The organism is Streptomyces sp. NPDC085596 (assembly GCF_044541565.1).
Lineage (GTDB): Bacteria > Actinomycetota > Actinomycetes > Streptomycetales > Streptomycetaceae > Streptomyces.
Map to the genome: position 1 here is coordinate 583829 of NZ_JBITTC010000003.1, position 16961 is coordinate 600789.

Annotated in this window: 18 protein-coding genes; 13 read left to right on the forward strand and 5 right to left on the reverse strand. The window is 73.3% G+C overall.

The features are described 5' to 3' along the window. Positions 1 to 8: 8 nt before the first annotated feature. The gene (locus tag ACIGA3_RS12645; RefSeq protein WP_399713776.1) at positions 9 to 1439 is read right to left on the reverse strand and encodes a dihydrolipoyl dehydrogenase family protein; all 1431 of its coding nucleotides are present in this window, start codon (positions 1437 to 1439) and stop codon (positions 9 to 11) included. Between the two features lie 197 nt (positions 1440 to 1636). Here ACIGA3_RS12645 and trxA point away from each other — a divergent pair, with 197 nt between their 5' ends. Continuing rightward, a complete protein-coding gene (gene trxA / locus ACIGA3_RS12650; RefSeq protein WP_399713778.1) occupies positions 1637 to 2032 on the forward strand; it encodes a thioredoxin in 396 nt (131 codons plus the stop codon). 1 nt (position 2033) lies between these two features. On the opposite strand, the gene ACIGA3_RS12655 is transcribed toward trxA, so the two are convergent. Then, a complete protein-coding gene (locus ACIGA3_RS12655) occupies positions 2034 to 3032 on the reverse strand; it encodes a LacI family DNA-binding transcriptional regulator (protein ID WP_399713781.1) in 999 nt (332 codons plus the stop codon). 164 nt (positions 3033 to 3196) lie between these two features. Here ACIGA3_RS12655 and ACIGA3_RS12660 point away from each other — a divergent pair, with 164 nt between their 5' ends. Both ACIGA3_RS12660 and ACIGA3_RS12665 read left to right on the forward strand, forming a co-directional pair. Further along, positions 3197 to 3859: a TetR/AcrR family transcriptional regulator gene (locus tag ACIGA3_RS12660; protein ID WP_399713784.1), complete on the forward strand. Its 663-nt coding sequence runs from the start codon at positions 3197 to 3199 to the stop codon at positions 3857 to 3859. A gap of 17 nt (positions 3860 to 3876) precedes the next feature. Beyond that, entirely contained in the window at positions 3877 to 5046 is a 1170-nt protein-coding gene (locus ACIGA3_RS12665; protein ID WP_399713786.1) for an FAD-dependent oxidoreductase, read from the forward strand. Here the strand turns inward: ACIGA3_RS12665 and ACIGA3_RS12670 are convergent. After that, a complete protein-coding gene (locus ACIGA3_RS12670) occupies positions 4958 to 5701 on the reverse strand; it encodes a TetR/AcrR family transcriptional regulator (protein ID WP_399713789.1) in 744 nt (247 codons plus the stop codon). The two genes, ACIGA3_RS12665 and ACIGA3_RS12670, sit on opposite strands and share 89 nt — an antisense overlap. 102 nt (positions 5702 to 5803) lie before the next feature. Between ACIGA3_RS12670 and ACIGA3_RS12675 the strand changes: the two genes are divergently transcribed. After that, entirely contained in the window at positions 5804 to 6367 is a 564-nt protein-coding gene (locus ACIGA3_RS12675) for an NAD(P)H-dependent oxidoreductase (protein WP_399713792.1), read from the forward strand. A 65-nt stretch (positions 6368 to 6432) separates the two neighbouring features. Here the strand turns inward: ACIGA3_RS12675 and ACIGA3_RS12680 are convergent, their stop codons facing one another. Next, the gene (locus ACIGA3_RS12680; protein ID WP_399713794.1) at positions 6433 to 7398 is read right to left on the reverse strand and encodes an SDR family NAD(P)-dependent oxidoreductase; all 966 of its coding nucleotides are present in this window, start codon (positions 7396 to 7398) and stop codon (positions 6433 to 6435) included. Between the two features lie 134 nt (positions 7399 to 7532). On the opposite strand from ACIGA3_RS12680, the gene ACIGA3_RS12685 reads away from it, so the two are divergent. The 7 genes from ACIGA3_RS12685 to ACIGA3_RS12715 all read left to right on the forward strand — a co-directional run bounded on the left by ACIGA3_RS12685 (position 7533) and on the right by ACIGA3_RS12715 (position 14196). Next, complete coding sequence (locus ACIGA3_RS12685; protein WP_399713796.1) at positions 7533 to 8555, forward strand: alpha/beta hydrolase; 1023 nt, start codon at positions 7533 to 7535, stop codon at positions 8553 to 8555. Between the two features lie 10 nt (positions 8556 to 8565). Further along, positions 8566 to 9012 (forward strand): type II toxin-antitoxin system PemK/MazF family toxin, encoded by a 447-nt coding sequence (locus ACIGA3_RS12690; protein WP_399713799.1) that lies wholly within the window; start codon positions 8566 to 8568, stop codon positions 9010 to 9012. A gap of 405 nt (positions 9013 to 9417) precedes the next feature. Then, a complete protein-coding gene (egtA, locus tag ACIGA3_RS12695) occupies positions 9418 to 10755 on the forward strand; it encodes an ergothioneine biosynthesis glutamate--cysteine ligase EgtA (RefSeq protein WP_399713801.1) in 1338 nt (445 codons plus the stop codon). After that, on the forward strand, positions 10752 to 12086 hold the full coding sequence (egtB, locus tag ACIGA3_RS12700) for an ergothioneine biosynthesis protein EgtB (protein WP_399713803.1): 1335 nt from the start codon (positions 10752 to 10754) through the stop codon (positions 12084 to 12086). Before egtA ends, egtB begins: the two co-directional genes overlap by 4 nt. Continuing rightward, positions 12086 to 12865: an ergothioneine biosynthesis protein EgtC gene (gene egtC, locus ACIGA3_RS12705; protein WP_399713806.1), complete on the forward strand. Its 780-nt coding sequence runs from the start codon at positions 12086 to 12088 to the stop codon at positions 12863 to 12865. The genes egtB and egtC overlap by 1 nt, the downstream gene beginning before the upstream one ends. Then, positions 12862 to 13821 (forward strand): L-histidine N(alpha)-methyltransferase, encoded by a 960-nt coding sequence (egtD, locus tag ACIGA3_RS12710; protein WP_399713808.1) that lies wholly within the window; start codon positions 12862 to 12864, stop codon positions 13819 to 13821. Before egtC ends, egtD begins: the two co-directional genes overlap by 4 nt. 159 nt (positions 13822 to 13980) lie before the next feature. Then, the gene (locus tag ACIGA3_RS12715) at positions 13981 to 14196 is read left to right on the forward strand and encodes a dodecin (RefSeq protein WP_399713810.1); all 216 of its coding nucleotides are present in this window, start codon (positions 13981 to 13983) and stop codon (positions 14194 to 14196) included. Positions 14197 to 14204: 8 nt separating this feature from the next. Here the strand turns inward: ACIGA3_RS12715 and ACIGA3_RS12720 are convergent, their stop codons facing one another. After that, positions 14205 to 14696, reverse strand: a complete 492-nt coding sequence (locus tag ACIGA3_RS12720; protein ID WP_399713812.1) for a hypothetical protein — start codon at positions 14694 to 14696, stop codon at positions 14205 to 14207. A gap of 107 nt (positions 14697 to 14803) precedes the next feature. On the opposite strand from ACIGA3_RS12720, the gene ACIGA3_RS12725 reads away from it, so the two are divergent. Next, positions 14804 to 14998, forward strand: a complete 195-nt coding sequence (locus ACIGA3_RS12725; protein ID WP_399713815.1) for an antitoxin — start codon at positions 14804 to 14806, stop codon at positions 14996 to 14998. A gap of 134 nt (positions 14999 to 15132) precedes the next feature. Further along, positions 15133 to 16887, forward strand: a complete 1755-nt coding sequence (locus ACIGA3_RS12730) for an NlpC/P60 family protein (RefSeq protein WP_399713817.1) — start codon at positions 15133 to 15135, stop codon at positions 16885 to 16887. Positions 16888 to 16961 lie beyond the last annotated feature (74 nt).

Sequence of the window (16961 nt, forward strand, 5' to 3'; positions counted from 1 at the left end):
GAGACGCTTCAGTTGTCCCGGTAAGCCTCCAGCAGCCGCAGCCACACCTCGCTGAGCGTCGGGAACGGCGGCACCACGTGCCACAGCCGGTCCAGCGGCACCTGTCCGGCGACGGCGACGGTCGCCGACTGGACGAGTTCACCGACACCCGGCCCGACGAAGGTGACCCCGCGCAGGATCTCCTCGTCCAGGTCGACGACCATGCGGGCGCGCCCCTTGTAACCGTCGCCGTACAGGCTCGCCCCCGCGACGGAGCCGAAGTCGACGTCGACCGCGCGGACCCGGTGCCCGGCCTGCTCGGCCTCCGCGAGGGAGAGCCCCACGGCGGCGGCCTCGGGGTCGGTGAAGACGACCTGGGGTACGGCGTAGTGGTCGGCGGTGGCCGCGTGGGCACCCCAGGGAGCCTCGTCGAGCGGGCTGCCCGAGGCGCGGGCCGCGATGGCGGCGCCCGCGATCCGGGCCTGGTACTTGCCCTGGTGGGTGAGCAGGGCCCGGTGGTTGACGTCGCCGACCGCGTACAGCCAGTCGGTGCCCGGGACCTGGAGGGTGTCGTCCACTTCCAGCCAGGAGCCGGGTTCGAGGCCGACGGTGTCGAGGCCGATGTCGTCGGTCCCCGGGGCGCGGCCGGTGGCGAACAGGATCTCGTCGGCCTCGATGCGCTCGCCGGTGCCGGTGACGGCCACGACGGTGCCGTTCTCACGGCTGACGGACTCGACCGAGGTGCCGGTGCGCACGTCCACGCCTGCCTCGGTGAGCGACTGCGCGACCAGTTCCCCGGCGAACGGCTCCATGCGGCTGAGCAGGCCCTTGCCCCGGACCAACAGGGTGACGTGCGAGCCGAGCGCCTGCCAGGCGGTGGCCATCTCGGTGGCGACGACACCGCCGCCGACCACGATCAGCCTGCCGGGCACCGTCTGCGCGCTGGTCGCCTCCCGGCTGGTCCACGGCCGCACCTCGGCGAGTCCGGGCAGGTCGGGGAGCTGGGCGCGGGTGCCGGTGGCGACGACGACCGCCTGCCGGGCGGTGAGGGTGGTGACCGTGCCGTCCTGCGCGGTGACCGTGACCGTGCGGGGTCCGGCGAGGCGGCCGTGCCCCCGGTAGAGGGCGACGCCGGCGCTGTCCAGCCACGCGGCCTGGCCGTCGTCCTTCCAGTGCGAGGCGAAGCCGTTCCGGCGGGCGAGCACCGCCTCGGCGTCGAGGGGGCCCTGGTTCGCGGGGGCGAGGCCGGGGAGGCGGCGGGCGTCGGCCTGGGCGATGACCGGCCTGAGCAGCGCCTTGCTGGGCATGCAGGCCCAGTACGAGCATTCACCGCCCACGAGCTCGCTCTCCACGATCGCCGTGCTGAGCCCGGCCGCGTGGGCCCGGTCGGCGGCGTTCTCCCCCACGGGCCCGGCCCCGAGCACCACGACGTCGTACGCGATGGTTTCCGTTTCCGTCATGCGGCCAGTCTGGTGGGTGGGCGTCTCGGGGGCCACATACGTGGTCCGGGGGCGCGGGAATGCCGAAAGGTTTCCTTGAGGGGAAGCTGTAGGGGACCGAATCAGGGAAGACGGGGCGGGACAGCCCGGAATAGGCGCCCTGGCGGGCATGTTTCCGCCGGTGGCACTACCTCCACACCAGGAAGAGGGATCACACCATGAGCAGCACCGTGGAGCTGACCAAGGAGAACTTCGACCAGACGGTGGCGGACAACGAGTTCGTCCTCATCGACTTCTGGGCGGACTGGTGCGGACCCTGCAAGCAGTTCGCCCCGGTGTACGCGAAGGCCGCCGAGGAGAATCCCGACCTGGTGTTCGCCAAGGTCGACACCGAGGCCCAGCCGGAGCTGGCGCAGGCGTTCGGCATCCAGTCGATCCCGACGCTGATGATCGTCCGCGATCAGGTGGCGATCTTCGCGCAGCCGGGCGCGCTGCCCGAGACCGCGCTCAAGGACGTCATCGACCAGGCCCGCAAGCTGGACATGAACGAGGTCCGCAAGGACATCGCGGCCCAGGAGGCGCAGGGCCAGGGACAGCAGCAGCCGGGCGAATGAGCTAGCTGGACGCCCGGTGGATGAGGGTGGCGTCCAGTACGGTGCGGACCTCGGGTTCGGCGCCGGGATGGCGTACGGCGTGGTCGACCAGTTCGGCGAGGTCGCGGCCGGAGGGCAGTTCGATGCGGACGGTGCTGAGCCGGGGCCGTAGCAGCCGGCCGAGCATCAGGTCGTCGGCGCCGACCACGGCCACGTCCTCCGGTACACGCAGCCCCGCGTCCTGGAGGGCGCGCATCAGGAGCATCGCGTACTCGTCGTTGTGGGCGAACACGGCGTCGAGGCCCAACTCGGGCAGGCGGGCGGCCAGTTCACCGGCCGCCCGTTCCGTGTACGCGAGGGGCAGCTCGGTCACGGTCGTGTCGGTACCGGTGAGGGCGCGGCGGACGCCCGCGAGGCGGGGGCGGGAGAAGAGCTCCAGGCCGGGTTCCTCGGGGAGGATCACGCCGATGCGGCGGCGGCCTCGGGCGTGCAGGTGGGTGGCGGCGCGGTGGCCGACGACGGTGTGGTCCATCAGCAGGGCGTGCGCGCCCTCGACGCGCGCGGGGCCGAGGGTCACCACGGCGCGGGCTCCGGCCCGCTTGAGCACCGCGACGCCGCGCGGGCCGAGCCCGGAGCCGGGGACCAGGACGGCTACGGGGCGTAACTCGGCCCAGGCGCGGGCGGCTTCGTCGCCCTGGCCGACGGCGCCGTGCTGGACGACGGTGTAGTCGAGCCGGCCGAGCGCGGCCTGGAGTTCGCCGAGGAAGCGGTGGTAGAGGGGGCCCACCGGGACGGCCGGGGCGGGCATCAGGACCATACGGCTGTGTCCGGCGCGCAGGGTGCGGGCGGCCGCGTGGGGTACGTACCCGAGTTCGCGGGCGGCGGCGTGGACGCGGCGGCGCGTGGGCTCGCTGATCCGTACGGCGTCGGTGTCGTTGAGGACGTAGGACACGGTCGCGCGCGAGACGCCGGCCAGGCGGGCGACGTCGGCGCTCGTGGGCGTGTTCGGTATCTGCACCATGACAGAGCGCATCTTGGCAGAGGGCGCGGGGGCGGGTTCGGGCGGGGCGAGGCCGTACAGGACTGGACTGAAGCGGGTCGGATGACCTGGGGATTCGCGCATCGATGCACGAACACGTTCGCCACGAACTTGTTCGGAGCGAACATGTTCGTTACTGTCCAGCCATGACACCACCCCCCGGTTCCCGTCGGGAGCGACCCGCCAAGCCCGCCCTCACCCGCGAGGGCATCGTGGCCGCCGCGGTGGCGATCCTGCGCGCCGAGGGGCTGCGCAAGGTCACCATGCGGCGGCTGGCCCAGGAACTCGACACCGGCCCCGCCTCGCTCTACGTCTACGTCCGCAACACCGACGAGCTGCACGCGGCCGTCCTGGACGAACTCCTCGGCACCCTCCCGCCCGTCCCCGCCGAGGGCACCTGGCGGCACCGCCTGGAGCAGGTGCTCACGTCCTGTACGGCAATGCTGCTGGCCCACCCCGAGCTGGCGCGCTCCGCGCTGACCGCGCGGCCGAGCGGACCGCACTACCTGAACCTGATCGAGACCCTGCTCGGCCTGCTCGCCGAGGGCGGGGTGCCCCGCGAGCGCGCGGCCTGGGGCGTCGACCTGCTGCTCCAGCACGCCACCGCGACCGCCGCCGAGCACGCCGGGGAGGAGCTCGTGGACGACTGGCGGAACCTGGTCGGCGTCCTTCGCGAGGTGTCCGAGCGGACTCACCCGCACATCGCGGGCAGCGCCCATGTGCTGCTCTCGGGCACCCCCGAGAACCGGCTGTCGTGGGCCTTCCAGACCCTGATCAACGGCATCGAGCGGACCGCCGTACCCGAATGAGCCACACGGAGGCACCCATGACCGGACCTGTTTCCCCACTCCCCCACCACCCGATAGCCATCGTCGGCGCCGGGCTCGGCGGGCTCACGCTCGCGCGGGTGCTGTACGCGCACGGCGTCGAGGCGGCGGTGTTCGACCTCGACCCCTCGCCGGCCGCGCGCACGCAGGGCGGGATGCTCGACATCCACGACGACACCGGACAGGAGGCGCTGCGCGCGGCCGGGCTGCACGAGGCGTTCCTCGCGCGGGTCCACGTGGGCGGCCAGGCCGTCCGCGTCCTCGACCGGCATGCGGAGGCGCACTGGTCGCACGCGGACGACGGCACGGGCGGCCGCCCCGAGATCGACCGGGGTGAACTGCGGGCGCTGCTGCTGGAGTCGCTGCCCGAGGGTCCGATCCGCTGGGGCGCGAAGGTGACCGGGGCGCGTGCGCTGGGCGGTGGGCGGCACGAGGTGACGCTCGCGGACGGCACCGCCTTCACCACGGACCTGCTGGTGGGCGCGGACGGCGCCTGGTCGCGGGTGCGGCCGCTGGTGTCGGACGCGGTGCCCGCCTACACCGGGATGTCGTTCGTCGAGGCCGACCTCGTGTCCGCCGACACCCGGCACCCGGTGAGCGCCGAGGTCGTCGGCGGCGGGATGCTGTTCGCGCTCGGCGCCGGGCGCGGCTTCCTGGCCCACCGCGAGCCGGACGGCAGCCTGCATGTGTACGCCGCCGTCCAGGCCCCGGAGGAGTGGCTCGACGGCATCGACTTCACCGACGCCGAGGGGGCGGGGGTCGCGGTGCTCAAGGAGTTCGACGGCTGGGCGGACCACCTCCGCGCCCTGGTGACCGACGCGGACGCCCCCCTGATCCCCCGTCGCATCCACGCCCTCCCCGTGGGCCACCGCTGGCCCCGCACCCCGGGCGTCACCCTCCTCGGCGACGCGGCCCACCTGATGTCCCCCTTCGCCGGCGAGGGCGCCAACCTGGCCCTGATCGACGGCGCCGACCTGGCCCTGGCCCTGCTCGCCCACCCCGGCGACACCGAGGCCGCGCTCACGGCCTACGAGGAGCGGATGTTCCCGCGCGCCGAGCAGTCGGCCGCCGCCTCGAAGCTCATGGGCGGGATGCTGTTCCAGGCGGACGCGCCGGAGCGCCTGTCGGCGATGTTCGCGGGACACCAGCCGTGGGCGGAGCAGCCGTGATCCGGTCGACCAGGTCGCACCAGCCCGCCTCCAGCCGCGGCATCGGCATGCCGAGCTGGCGGGTCAGGTGGTGGATGAGGGCGGGGTCGAGGTAGGCCAGCAGGACCGGGGCGAGGAGTTCACAGTCCTCGCCGGGCAGCAGTTGGCGCAGCAGGACCAGCAGGTGGGCGCGCATGGCCTGGGTCGAGGGGTGGAGGTGGCGGCGGGTGGGCTCGGGCAGCGCGGCCAGTTGCAGGTCGAGCTGGTCGGCGCACAGGTGGACCACGGCGACACCGAAGGCGTGCAGCCGCTCGCGCGGGGGTGCGCCGGGGCCCAGCGGGGGCGGGCCGCCGAGGAAGTCGGCCTGGAGCCGGCGGGAGGAATGGTCCAGCAGGGCCGTGAGCAGTCCGGTGCGGTCGCCGAAGCGGCGGAAGACGGTGCCCTTGCCGACCTTGGCCGCCGAGGCGACGGCCTCCATGGTCACTCCGGCCACCCCGTGTTCGGCGATCAGCCGGGTGGCGGCCTCCAGCAGCCGGGCCCGGTTGCGGGCGGCGTCGGCGCGCAGGCACGGCTCCTCGGGACCGGTGCCGACCTCCAGCAGCTGGGGCGTGTCGACGGGCTCCGAAGGCTGCGGGCAGGGCGGCAGAGCGCTGGACATGAAGACAGCGTAAAGCATGGGGAACAAAACTGGACCCCGGTCCGGTTAGGGTGGTAGAAAATTAAACGGACCCCGGTCCGGATCGTTTCCAGCGTGTTTCACCACCCCTTGGAGTACCCCATGTCCGTTCGCATCCTCGCGCTCGTCGGCAGCCTCCGCGCCGGTTCGCACAACCGCCAGCTCGCCGAGGCGGCCGCCAAGCTCGCCCCCGAGGGCGCCGAGGTCGTGCTCTACGAGGGCCTGGCCGACGTTCCGTTCTACAACGAGGACACCGACGTCGAGGGCCAGGTCCCGGCCGCCGCCGCCGAGCTGCGCGCCGCGGCCCAGGCCGCCGACGCGTTCCTCCTCTTCTCCCCCGAGTACAACGGCACGATGCCGGCCGTGCTGAAGAACGCCATCGACTGGCTGTCCCGCCCGTACGGCGCCGGCGCCTTCGGCGGCAAGCCCGTCGCCGTCATCGGCACCGCGTTCGGCCAGTACGGCGGCGTGTGGGCGCAGGACGACACCCGCAAGGCCGTCGGCATCGCGGGCGGCAAGGTGATCGAGGACATCAAGCTCTCCATCCCCGGCTCCGTGACCCGCTTCGCCGAGACCCACCCGGCCGACGACACCGAGGTCGCCGCCCAGCTGACCGAGGTCGTCACCCGCCTCCACGGCACCGTCGGCGACGTCATCGCCGCCTGACCCCGACGCGCTTTCGACAGGGCCGGAGTCCACTGGACTCCGGCCCTCGGCGCGTGCGGGGAAACCTACTTCGCGAACGCGTCCACGCCCGTCAGCTCCGCCGACAGCGTCCACAGGCGGGCCGCCTGCTCGGGGTCGGTCGCCCAGTCCTTGACCCCGCCCCAGGTGCCGTCCTCGGGGGCGGGCTCGGCGATGTCGCAGTCCTCCAGGTACAGGCCGCCCAGGCCGTCGAGCTGGGGCGAGGTGGCGGCCCAGACCTGGGTGGCCGCGCCCTGCTCCGGGGTCTTGAAGCCCGCCGGGTTCAGCGGGTTTCCCTGCTCGTCGATCCAGCCGCGCTCGACCATCTCCTCCTTGGGCAGGTGCCGCTGGAGCGGGGTCATGATGCCGCCGGGGTGGAGCGAGAAGGCCCGGACACCCGCGCCCCGGCCCAGCTTGTCGAGCTGGAGGGCGAACAGCGCGTTGGCCGTCTTGGCCTGGCCGTACGCCTGCCACTTGTCGTAGCCCTCGCTCCACTGGACGTCGTCCCAGCGGATGGGCGAGAGGTGGTGACCGCGGGAGGAGACGGAGACGACGCGGGCGCCGCCGGGCGCGAGCGCCGGCCAGAGGCGGTTGGCGAGGGCGAAGTGGCCGAGGTGGTTGGTGGCGAACTGCGTCTCCCAGCCGGGCCCGACACGGGTCTCCGGGCAGGCCATGATCCCGGCGTTGTCGATGAGGAAGTCGATGGTCCGCCCGGAGGCAAGGAACCGCTCGGCGAAGCCGCGCACGCTGTCCAGGTCGCCGAGGTCCAGCTCGTCCACCTCGACGCCGTCGATCCCGGCCAGCGCCTCCCGGGCCACGTCGGGACGCCGGGCCGGGACGACGACATGGGCGCCGGCCTTGGCCAGCGCACGGGTGGTCTCCAGGCCGAGGCCCGAGTAGCCACCGGTGACGATCGCCAGCCTGCCCGTGAGGTCGATGCCCCGCAGGACCTCGTCGGCGGTGCTGTCGGCACCGAAACCCGAACCGATCTTGTGCTGTGCAGGAGTACTCATACCCGAAACGCTACGAATTGGAGTGCTCTCGAAGTCAAGCGCGGCACAAGGACGCGCCGGAGACCTGCGCCGGAACGCCCGCGCACCGATGCTGGAGAGGTGAATCGTCCGCGAGCGAGGGAAGGGGCACGATCATGACCATGGACCCGCCTCCGTTCGACCCGGAACTCGCCGCCGCTCTGGAACCGCTCAAGGACGTGATGGAGCCTGGACTGACCCCGGACGGGATCGAGGCGGCCAGGCAGGACGCGGCGATGGAGGTGTTCGGCTCGCTGGACCTCACCATGGACGGCGCCTTCGAGGTCGAGGACCGCGAGGTGCCGGGCCCGCCGGACGCACCGGACGTGTCCCTGTACATCTGCCGCCCCGTCGACGCCCCGCCCGGCGCCCGGCTGCCGGTGATCTACTACGTGCACGGCGGCGGCATGATCCTCGGCACCAACCGCGCGGGCGTGGACGCGGCCCTGGCCCTCGCGCTGGACCTGGGAGGCGCGGTGGTCGTCTCCGTGGAGTACCGGCTCGCCCCCGAGCATCCGCATCCGGCGCCGGTCGAGGACGTGTACGCCGGGCTGCTGTGGACGGCGGAGCACGCCGAGGGACTCGGCGGCGACCCGGACCGGATCGTCCTGGCGGGTGCCAGCGCGGGCGGCGGTCTGGCGGCCGCGCTGGCCCTGATGCTGCGGGACCGCCAAGGGCCGCCCGCAATCGGCCAGTTGCTGATGTACCCGATGCTGGACGACCGCAACGACACCCCCTCCAGCCACCAGATGGCCGGCACCGGCGTCTGGGACCGCACCGCCAACGAGACCGGCTGGAACGCCCTGCTCGGTGAGCGCCGGGGCGGCCCGGACGTCTCCCCCTACGCCTCCCCGGCCCGCGCGACGGATCTGTCCGGGCTGCCCCCGGCCTTCCTCGACGTCGGCTCGGCGGAGACGTTCCGGGACGAGGTGGTGGAGTACGCGTCCCGGATCTGGCGGTGCGGCGGGGTGGCCGAACTCCACGTCTGGCCGGGCGGGTTCCACGGATTCGACGCCTTCGCGCCCGAGGCGGCCCTGTCGAAGGCGGCCCGCAGGGCCCAACTGGGCTGGCTGAGACGGCTGCTCGACGACCGGAAGGATCAAACCCCGAGGTCCGAGGGCCCGTTGGCCGGCCATTAGGGTGCACGGCGTGAGCACGTACAGCGATGAGAACATTCCCGGCCGCCTCGGCCCCCACGCCACCACCGAGGCCGACCCCCGCCAGGTCGGCCCGGTGCGCACCGAGTACACCCCCGAGCGCGACGGCGACCCCGATCCGGGCGAGATCGTCTGGACCTGGGTGCCGTTCGAGGAGAACGACGGCCGGGGCAAGGACCGCCCGGTGCTGGTCGTCGCCAGGGAGGCCACCGGCACCTTCCTCGCCGTCCAGCTGTCCAGCAAGGAGCACGCCGGCGAGCGCGAGTGGGTGGCGATAGGCCAGGGCCCCTGGGACCGCACCGGCCGCGACTCCTGGGTGTCCGTGGAGCGAGTGCTGCGGCTGCACGACGACGGCATGCGCCGGGAGGCGTGCGCGCTGGACCGGATGCGCTTCAACCTGGTCCGCCGGCGGCTGTACGAGCGCTACGGCTGGACCTGATCGCCCAGAGGGCCCGCCCCGGCCGGGGCGGGCCCTCCGCATGCCTCCGGGGAACGACCATCGCTATGTCTCCTGGGAACGACCCCCGCTCACCCGGTCGGAGCAGAGCCGCCCGGACCGCCCCCGCGCCCTCCTGAGCTGCCCGAACCAGCACCGTTCACCGTTCTCCCCGCCGTGCCCGCAAGCGCCCCTCGGGTAATGCTGGTGAGGTGCCGCGACGGCGCCCGGAACCGGTGACCCCGGTACGGGAGGAAACGCGCGAGGAGACGGAGATGAACGATCCCGGACGTCCCATTGGGCGCTCTTGTGCGATGCGGTGCGAGGGTCTTGGGTGGTACGCGTCTCTGCCCGGCGCACCCCCGGCCGGGCTCCGTCGGCACGCTGGAATACCAGGAGAGTCCCGACATGTCTGACGCCCAGAACGGTGACTGTACGGAGCACCACTGCACGAGGCACGACTGCGCCCGGCACCGCGGCGCTGTCACCGAGGCCGAGGTGGACGCCCTGATCCGGGGCATCTGCTTCAAGACCGGCCCGCCCCGCACCCTCGGGGTGGAGGTGGAGTGGCTGGTCCGTGACCCGGAGCGGCCGTGGCTCACCGTATCGCCCGAACGGCTCGAAGCGGCCCACGCGGCCGTGCGCACCCTCCCCCTGGACTCGCCGCTCACGGTCGAGCCCGGCGGCCAGCTGGAGCTGAGCTCCCTGCCCGCCGCCTCCCTGACGGAGTGCGTCACCTCCGTCTCCGCCGACCTGGCCGCCGTCCGCAAGGTCCTCGCCGGGCACGGCCTGGCCCTCGTCGGTGTGGGCCACGATCCCTGGCAGGAACCCCGCCGCTTCCTGCGCGAACCCCGCTACGACGCCATGGAGGCGTGCCTGGACCGCACCGGCCGGGCCGGACGGCACATGATGTGCGCGTCGGCGTCGGTGCAGGTCTGCGTGGACGCCGGTTACGAGGAGCCTGGCCCGCTGGGGTACGAACGGCGCTGGTGGCTGGCGCACCAGCTGGGTGCGGTCCTGGTGGCCGCGTTCGCCAACTCCCCGCTGACCGGACGGCGGCCCACGGGCTGGCGCTCCACCCGGCAGCTGCACTGGATGGAGATCGGTCCCGGCCGCGCCGGGGCTCCCCCGACCGACGGCGAACCACGGGCCGACTGGGCCCGGCACGTGCTGGACTCCCCGGTGATGTGCGTCCGCCGCGACGAGGGCCCCTGGGACGTGCCCGAGTCGCTGACCTTCCGCGAGTGGACCCGCTCGCGGGCCCCGCGCCCGCCCAGCCGCGCGGATCTCGACTACCACCTGACCACGCTGTTCCCACCGGTGCGGCCGCGCGGCCATCTGGAGCTGCGGATGATCGACGCGCAGCCCGGTGACGACGGCTGGATCGTCCCGCTCGCGGTGACGGCGGCCCTCTTCGACGACCCGGAGGCCGCCGAGGCCGCGCACCGGGCGGTGAAGCCGCTGACGGAACGCGCGCTGGACCGGCCCGCCCCGCACAACCCGCTGTGGTCGGACGCCGCCCGGCTCGGGCTCGCCGACCCGGGACTGCGGGAGGCCGCCATCGCCTGCTTCACTGCGGCGCTGGCGGCGCTGCCCCGGCTCGGTGCCACGCCCGAGGTGTCGGACGCGGTGGCGGGGTATCTGGGCCGTTACGTCCTGCGGGGCCGCTGCCCGGCCGACGATCTGCTGGCGGGGCCCGGCGCCAGGGACCCGCGCGCCCGAGCGAGGAAGGACATCCGCGCATGACCGCCCAGGAGAACGGAACGGCCGCGGCCGGCACCGAGACGCTGCGTGAGCGGCTGCTCGCCTCGCTGGTCACCGCCCGCGCCCGCACCACACTGCTGACCAGCTGTGTCGAGGACCCGGACCTCACCGCCCAGCACTCCCCGCTGATGTCGCCCCTGGTCTGGGACCTCGCGCACATCGGCAATCAGGAGGAGCTGTGGCTGCTGCGGAACGTCGGCGGCCGGGACGCGATACGGCCCGAGATCGACGGGCTGTACGACGCCTTCGAGCATCCGCGCTCCGCACGCCCCTCGCTGCCGCTGCTGCCGCCCGAGGAGGCGCGGAAGTACGCGGCCGAGGTGCGCGGGCGGGCGCTGGACCTGCTGGAGGACGCGGACTTCGAGGGCGGCACCCGGCTGACCGAGGCCGGTTTCGCCTTCGGGATGATCGCCCAGCATGAACAGCAGCACGACGAGACGATGCTGATTACCCATCAGCTCCGCACCGGCCCGGCCGCCCTGACCGCGCCCGGCCACGAACCGGCGCCGCCGCACCCCGGTCCGCCCGAAGTCCTTGTTCCCGGCGGCCCGTTCATCATGGGCACCTCCACCGAGCCCTGGGCGCTGGACAACGAACGCCCGGCGCACGTACGGGAGGTGGCGCCGTACTGGATCGACACGGTGCCGGTGTCGAACGGGGCCTACCAGGCGTTCATCGCGGACGGCGGCTACGACACCGAGCGCTGGTGGACCCCGGAGGGCTGGGCGCACGTACGGGCCAACTCCCTCACGGCGCCGCTGTACTGGCGCCGGGAGGGGGAACAGTGGCTGCGGCGCCGCTTTGGGGTCACGGAGGTGGTGCCGCCCGAGGAGCCGGTGCTGCATGTGTGCTGGTACGAGGCGGACGCGTACGCCCGCTGGGCCGGGCGCAGGCTGCCGACCGAGGCGGAGTGGGAGAAGGCGGCCCGGCACGATCCGGTCACCGGCCGCTCCACCCGCTACCCGTGGGGCGACGCCGAGCCGGGCCCGGAACACGCCAACCTGGGTCAGCGGCATCTTTCCCCCGCCCCCGTGGGCAGCTACCCGGCAGGTGAATCACCGCTCGGTGTACGCCAGTTGATCGGGGACGTGTGGGAGTGGACGTCGAGCGACCTCGCGCCGTACCCGGGGTTCGCCGCGTTCCCGTACCGGGAGTACTCGGAGGTGTTCTTCGGGCCGGAGTACAAGGTGATGCGCGGCGGTTCGTTCGCCGTGGACGCGGTGGCCTGCCGGGGTACGTTCCGCAACTGGGACTATCCGATCCGGCGGCAGATCTTCTCCGGGTTCCGCACCGCCCGCTCGGAGTCCGCCTGATGTGCCGCCACCTGGCCTACCTGGGCCCCGAGCAGCCACTCAAGCACCTTCTGCTGGACCCCCCGCACAGCCTGTACCGGCAGTCCTGGGCGCCCCGGCGGCAGCGGAACGGCACGGTGAACGCCGACGGCTTCGGAGTCGGCTGGTACGCGGGCGACGACCCGGTGCCGGCCCGCTACCGGCGCTCCGGGCCCATCTGGGCGGACCAGTCGCTGCTGGACCTGGCCCGTGTGGTGCGCTCGGGCGCGGTGCTGGCGGCCGTGCGCGACGCCACCCTGACGGGGGCGGACGCGGAGGCCGCGGCGGCGCCGTTCGCTGCCGGGCGGTGGCTGTTCAGCCACAACGGGGCGGTCGCCGGCTGGCCCGACTCGGCCGCCCCGCTGGTCTCCCTGCTGCCCCCGGTCGATGTGCTGTCGCTCCAGGCGCGCACCGACTCGGCGTTCGTCTGGGCCCTGGTCCTGCACCGGCTGCGGTCGGGCGAGGCGCCGGAGCGGGCCCTCGCCGACGCGGTTCGCCGACTGGCCGGGGCGGCCCCCGCCTCCCGTCTCAACCTCCTGCTGACCGACGGCGCCACCATCACCGCGACCGCCTGGGGCGACAGCCTCTGGTATCGCGCGGAACCGGGCCGTGCCGTGATCGTCGCCTCGGAGCCGTACGACGACGATCCGCTGTGGCGGGAGGTCCCCGACCGCAGCGTGGTCACCGCGAGCCGTACCGAGGTGCGGCTCGATCCCGTCGAGGACCTTGTGTCCATGCCACCGAAGGAGCCCTGTACGTGAGCCTGCACGTCACCCGCACCCTCCCCGAGGACGCGACCGACGCCGCGCTGCGCGCCGACGTCCTCGACGGCCTCTCCACCGACCCCAAGACACTGCCGCCCAAGTGGTTCTACGACGCGCGCGGCAGCGAGCTGTTCGAGCGGATCACCGAGCTGCCCGAGTACTACCCGACCCGTGCCGAGCGGGAGATCCTCCAGACCCGCTCCGGTGAGATCGCCGCGGCCAGCGGCGCCCGCACCCTGATCGAGCTGGGATCGGGCTCCTCGCGCAAGACCCGCCACCTCATCGACGCGCTGACCTCACTGGAGGCGTACATCCCGGTCGACGTCAGCGAGAGCGCGCTGGTGCAGGCCGGGCAGGCGCTCACCGAGGAGCGGCCCGGTCTCGCGGTGCACGCGCTGATCGCCGACTTCACCGCGCCGATGACGCTGCCCGGGACGCCCGGCCCCCGGCTGGTCGCCTTCCTCGGCGGCACGCTGGGCAATCTGCTGCCCGCCGAGCGGTCCGACTTCCTGGCCACCGTGCGCTCCCTGCTGGCGCCCGGCGACGGGCTGCTGCTCGGCACGGACCTGGTGAAGGACGAAGCGGTGCTGGTCCGGGCGTACGACGACGCGTCCGGAGTGACGGCCGCGTTCAACAAGAACGTGCTCAACGTGGTCGACCGTGAGCTGGGCGCCGACTTCGACCCGGACGCCTTCGACCATGTGGCCCGCTGGGACCCGGAGCGGGAGTGGATCGAGATGCGGCTGCGCTCGCGTACCGCGCAGACGGTGAAGGTCCCCGCGCTCGGACTGGTCGTGGACTTCGCGGCCGGCGAGGAGCTGCGCACCGAGGTGTCGGCGAAGTTCCGCCGGGAGGGCGTCGGCGCCGAACTGGAGAAGGCGGGGCTGGAGTTGACCCACTGGTGGACCGACTCCGAGGACCGCTTCGCGCTCTCGCTCAGCGTGGCGCGCTGAGCGGGCCGGCGAACGGGGCTGCCCCCCTCCCCGCCCGGCGGGCGACGTCTCGCGCGCCGGGCGGGGATGCGGCACGGTGGATTACGGCGCCACAAACCGGCCATCTCGGGACAGCCGGGCGCCGCCACCCTGCCGTACGGCGAAGAGGAGCACCCGCCCATGTCGAACCACACCTACCGGGTCAGCGAGATCGTCGGCACCTCCAACGACGGTGTCGACCAGGCCATCCGCAACGCCATCGGCCGTGCCGACCAGACCCTGCGCAACCTGGACTGGTTCGAGGTCACGCAGGTCCGGGGGCAGATCGAGAACGGGCGGATCGAGAAGTACCAGGTGTGCCTGAAGGTGGGCTTCCGCCTGGAGGACGCCGACTGACCGGCCGGTCAGGTCCGGCCCTCCCGCTCCTGGGCCTCCTCCAGCGCGGCCGAGGGGTCGGCCCAGCGGGCCCGTACGACGGCGAACCCGGCCCGCTCGGCCGCGTCGCAGACCAGCTCGTCGTCGTCCACGACGACCAGCACCTCACGGCGGCGGGCGAGCCGGCGCAGGATCTCCAGCTTGGTGGTCCGGGCGGGCCTGCGGTCGTGGTTGGGCCGCATGTGCAGGTCACCGTCGGGCAGTTGGCGCGTGGCGAGCCAGTCGAGGGTGTCGCGGCGGCACCGCTCGGGCCGCCCGGTGAGGTACACGACATCGCAGGTGCGGGCGGCGGTGCGGGCCATCGCCACGCCCTCGGCGAGCGGCGGGTCGAAGGGAGCGGCGGCGAAGAAGCCGTCCCAGTCGCGCGGGCGCTGCTCCAGGAAGTGCTGCCGGTGCGCGGTCCCCGCGAGGGTGTTGTCGAGGTCGAAGACGGCGACCGGGCGCCCGCTGCTGTGTGTCACAGGCCCACTCTAGGGCCGCCGTCCGGGGCACCGGGCGTTCAAGATGCGAAGCCGGGCCGGGCCGGTGACCCTGGGAAGGGAAGCCTCAAGCGACGAGGAGGGCTGCCATGTCCTTCATGGACAAGATCAAGGGAATGCTCAAGGGCCACGAAGACATGTCCGACAAGGGCATCGACAGGGGTGGCGACTATCTCGACCAGCGGACCGGCAACAAGCACCAGTCCCAGGTCGACGGCGCACAGGACAAGCTGAGGGACCAGTTCGGCTCCCAGCAGCACCGCGACAACCCGCCGCACTCCTGACCCCGCCGGGGCAGGCCCGTACGGCGTCACCCCGCGCAGAACTCCTGTGAACCATGACGTCCGCGTCCGGCTCGGATCTGCTCCGAGCCGGACGCGGTCGTGTGCGCGCGGCCGACTGAGAGATCATGCGTCCCATGATCCACACTTCACGCCGCGGCCTGCTGGCCGCCTTCGCCGTCACCGCCGCCTCCCTGCCCCTCGGCGCCCTGGCCACCGCTCCGGCGCGGGCCGACGCCACCGCCACGCCCGTGGACCCGCTGCCGGCCCCGGCCGGGCTGACCACGGCACGCTCCTCGGTGACCCTGCCGCCGCTGGACGCCTCCTACTTCGCCCAGGTGACGCTGGCCGCGCCGCTCACCGCCACCGTGCTGCCGGGCACCCCGGCGCGCACCGAGATAACCAGCGGCGGCAGGCGGGTCGCCCTGCTCACCCAGGGCGCCAGGACCGTGCTGGTGCCGGGCCCGCGAAGAACGTTCGCCGAGAACAAGCGGCCCTTCGTGGACGACTTCGGGCGCACCCTGCCGGACACCTCGCTCCCGGCCGCCGACCGCTCGTACTGGGGGACTTCGCCGGGCGGCGGCAGCTGGTCCACGCTGGGCCCGGCCGACACCGACTACTCGGTGGCGCCCGGCACCGGTGTCATCGCGCTGACCACGGACTACGCCAGCCGCCACGCGACCCTGCGGGACGACCGGATCACCGACGTGGACGTGCGCGCGACGGCCCGCTTCGACAAGGTGCCCACCGGCCAGGCGTGCTCCTACGCGCTGTCCTTCGGCTACCAGGACACCCACAACAACTACCGGGCCCGGCTGTCCTTCCTGACCAGCGGCGCGGTGGAGCTGCGCGTCGAGAAGGAGGTCGCCGACACGGTCACCCAGCTCGCCACGGCCGCCACCCTCGCCACCGGCGTCCCGGCGGGCACCGACTGGACGGTCCGGGTGCGCCGGGAGGGCACCCGGATCAGGGTCAAGGCGTGGCGTACGAGCACGGCGGAGCCGTCCGGGTGGGCGGTGGACGTCACGGACGCGGCCTTCGGCGCCGGCCGGGTGGGCCTGCGCGCGCTGGCCAACCAGGGCTGCACCAACCTGCCGGTCAAGCTCCAGGTGAGCCGCTTCGAGGTGGACGCGGCGAACTGGGACACCCCGCCGACCGTCACCCACGGAGACTGGGTACGCGTGCTGCCGCAGCCCTTCGACGGCACCTGGACGGCGGACCTGGAGCGCACGGTGCGCGACTGGGCCGGATCGACCGCGCCGGACGTGCTCGCGTACGCCGCGATGTTCCTCGGCGGCGCTCCGGCGGTCACCGCCGGGGACGGGCCCGCGCAGGGCAAGCAGGTGCTGGGCGAGGCCGGTTACGGCTATCTGGACCCGCAGGGCTACCGCTACGAGGGCGCCGACTTCCACGAGTCCATGAACGTGGGCTGGACCTTCCCCGACGGCACCTACACGGGGCCGTCCAGCAAGCAGGTGGGCAACCTCGACTGCTCGGGCTACACGCGGATGGTGTACGGCTACCACATGGGCGTGCCGCTGGCCGCGGGCGCGGACACCTCGGGGACGCGGATACCGCGCAAGTCGCGTGACATCGTCGACTACGCGCCCGGTGTCGTCGTCGACCGGACGAACGGCACGGCACCGCCCGCCGCCGCGCTGCTCCAGCCCGGAGACCTGGTGCTGTTCAACGCGGACTCCGGCGACGACCACCCGACGGTCACCGTGGACCACGTGGGCATCTACCTGGGCCCGGACGCCGACGGCAAGCGCCGCTTCCTGTCCAGCCGGAAGACGGTCGACGGTCCCACCATGTCCGACCTGGGCGGCGCGTCCCTCCTCGACGGCACCGGCACGTACGCCACGTCCCTTCACACGGTCCGCCGTATCTGACAACAGCAGACGGGGCCGGGGATGAGCACCACTCCCGGCCCCGCCCGTCCGCCCCCTTGGCGAACGTCTGCTGT

What these genes read in the sequence shown, in the direction of transcription:
- ACIGA3_RS12645 (WP_399713776.1), bottom strand. Translation starts at nt 1,439, where the DNA reads ATGACGGAAACGGAAACCATCGCGTACGACGTCGTGGTGCTCGGGGCC.
- trxA (WP_399713778.1), top strand. Translation starts at nt 1,637, where the DNA reads ATGAGCAGCACCGTGGAGCTGACCAAGGAGAACTTCGACCAGACGGTG.
- ACIGA3_RS12655 (WP_399713781.1), bottom strand. Translation starts at nt 3,032, where the DNA reads ATGGTGCAGATACCGAACACGCCCACGAGCGCCGACGTCGCCCGCCTG.
- ACIGA3_RS12660 (WP_399713784.1), top strand. Translation starts at nt 3,197, where the DNA reads ATGACACCACCCCCCGGTTCCCGTCGGGAGCGACCCGCCAAGCCCGCC.
- ACIGA3_RS12665 (WP_399713786.1), top strand. Translation starts at nt 3,877, where the DNA reads ATGACCGGACCTGTTTCCCCACTCCCCCACCACCCGATAGCCATCGTC.
- ACIGA3_RS12670 (WP_399713789.1), bottom strand. Translation starts at nt 5,701, where the DNA reads ATGCTTTACGCTGTCTTCATGTCCAGCGCTCTGCCGCCCTGCCCGCAG.
- ACIGA3_RS12675 (WP_399713792.1), top strand. Translation starts at nt 5,804, where the DNA reads ATGTCCGTTCGCATCCTCGCGCTCGTCGGCAGCCTCCGCGCCGGTTCG.
- ACIGA3_RS12680 (WP_399713794.1), bottom strand. Translation starts at nt 7,398, where the DNA reads ATGAGTACTCCTGCACAGCACAAGATCGGTTCGGGTTTCGGTGCCGAC.
- ACIGA3_RS12685 (WP_399713796.1), top strand. Translation starts at nt 7,533, where the DNA reads ATGACCATGGACCCGCCTCCGTTCGACCCGGAACTCGCCGCCGCTCTG.
- egtA (WP_399713801.1), top strand. Translation starts at nt 9,418, where the DNA reads ATGTCTGACGCCCAGAACGGTGACTGTACGGAGCACCACTGCACGAGG.
- egtB (WP_399713803.1), top strand. Translation starts at nt 10,752, where the DNA reads ATGACCGCCCAGGAGAACGGAACGGCCGCGGCCGGCACCGAGACGCTG.
- egtC (WP_399713806.1), top strand. Translation starts at nt 12,086, where the DNA reads ATGTGCCGCCACCTGGCCTACCTGGGCCCCGAGCAGCCACTCAAGCAC.
- ACIGA3_RS12715 (WP_399713810.1), top strand. Translation starts at nt 13,981, where the DNA reads ATGTCGAACCACACCTACCGGGTCAGCGAGATCGTCGGCACCTCCAAC.
- ACIGA3_RS12725 (WP_399713815.1), top strand. Translation starts at nt 14,804, where the DNA reads ATGTCCTTCATGGACAAGATCAAGGGAATGCTCAAGGGCCACGAAGAC.
- ACIGA3_RS12730 (WP_399713817.1), top strand. Translation starts at nt 15,133, where the DNA reads ATGATCCACACTTCACGCCGCGGCCTGCTGGCCGCCTTCGCCGTCACC.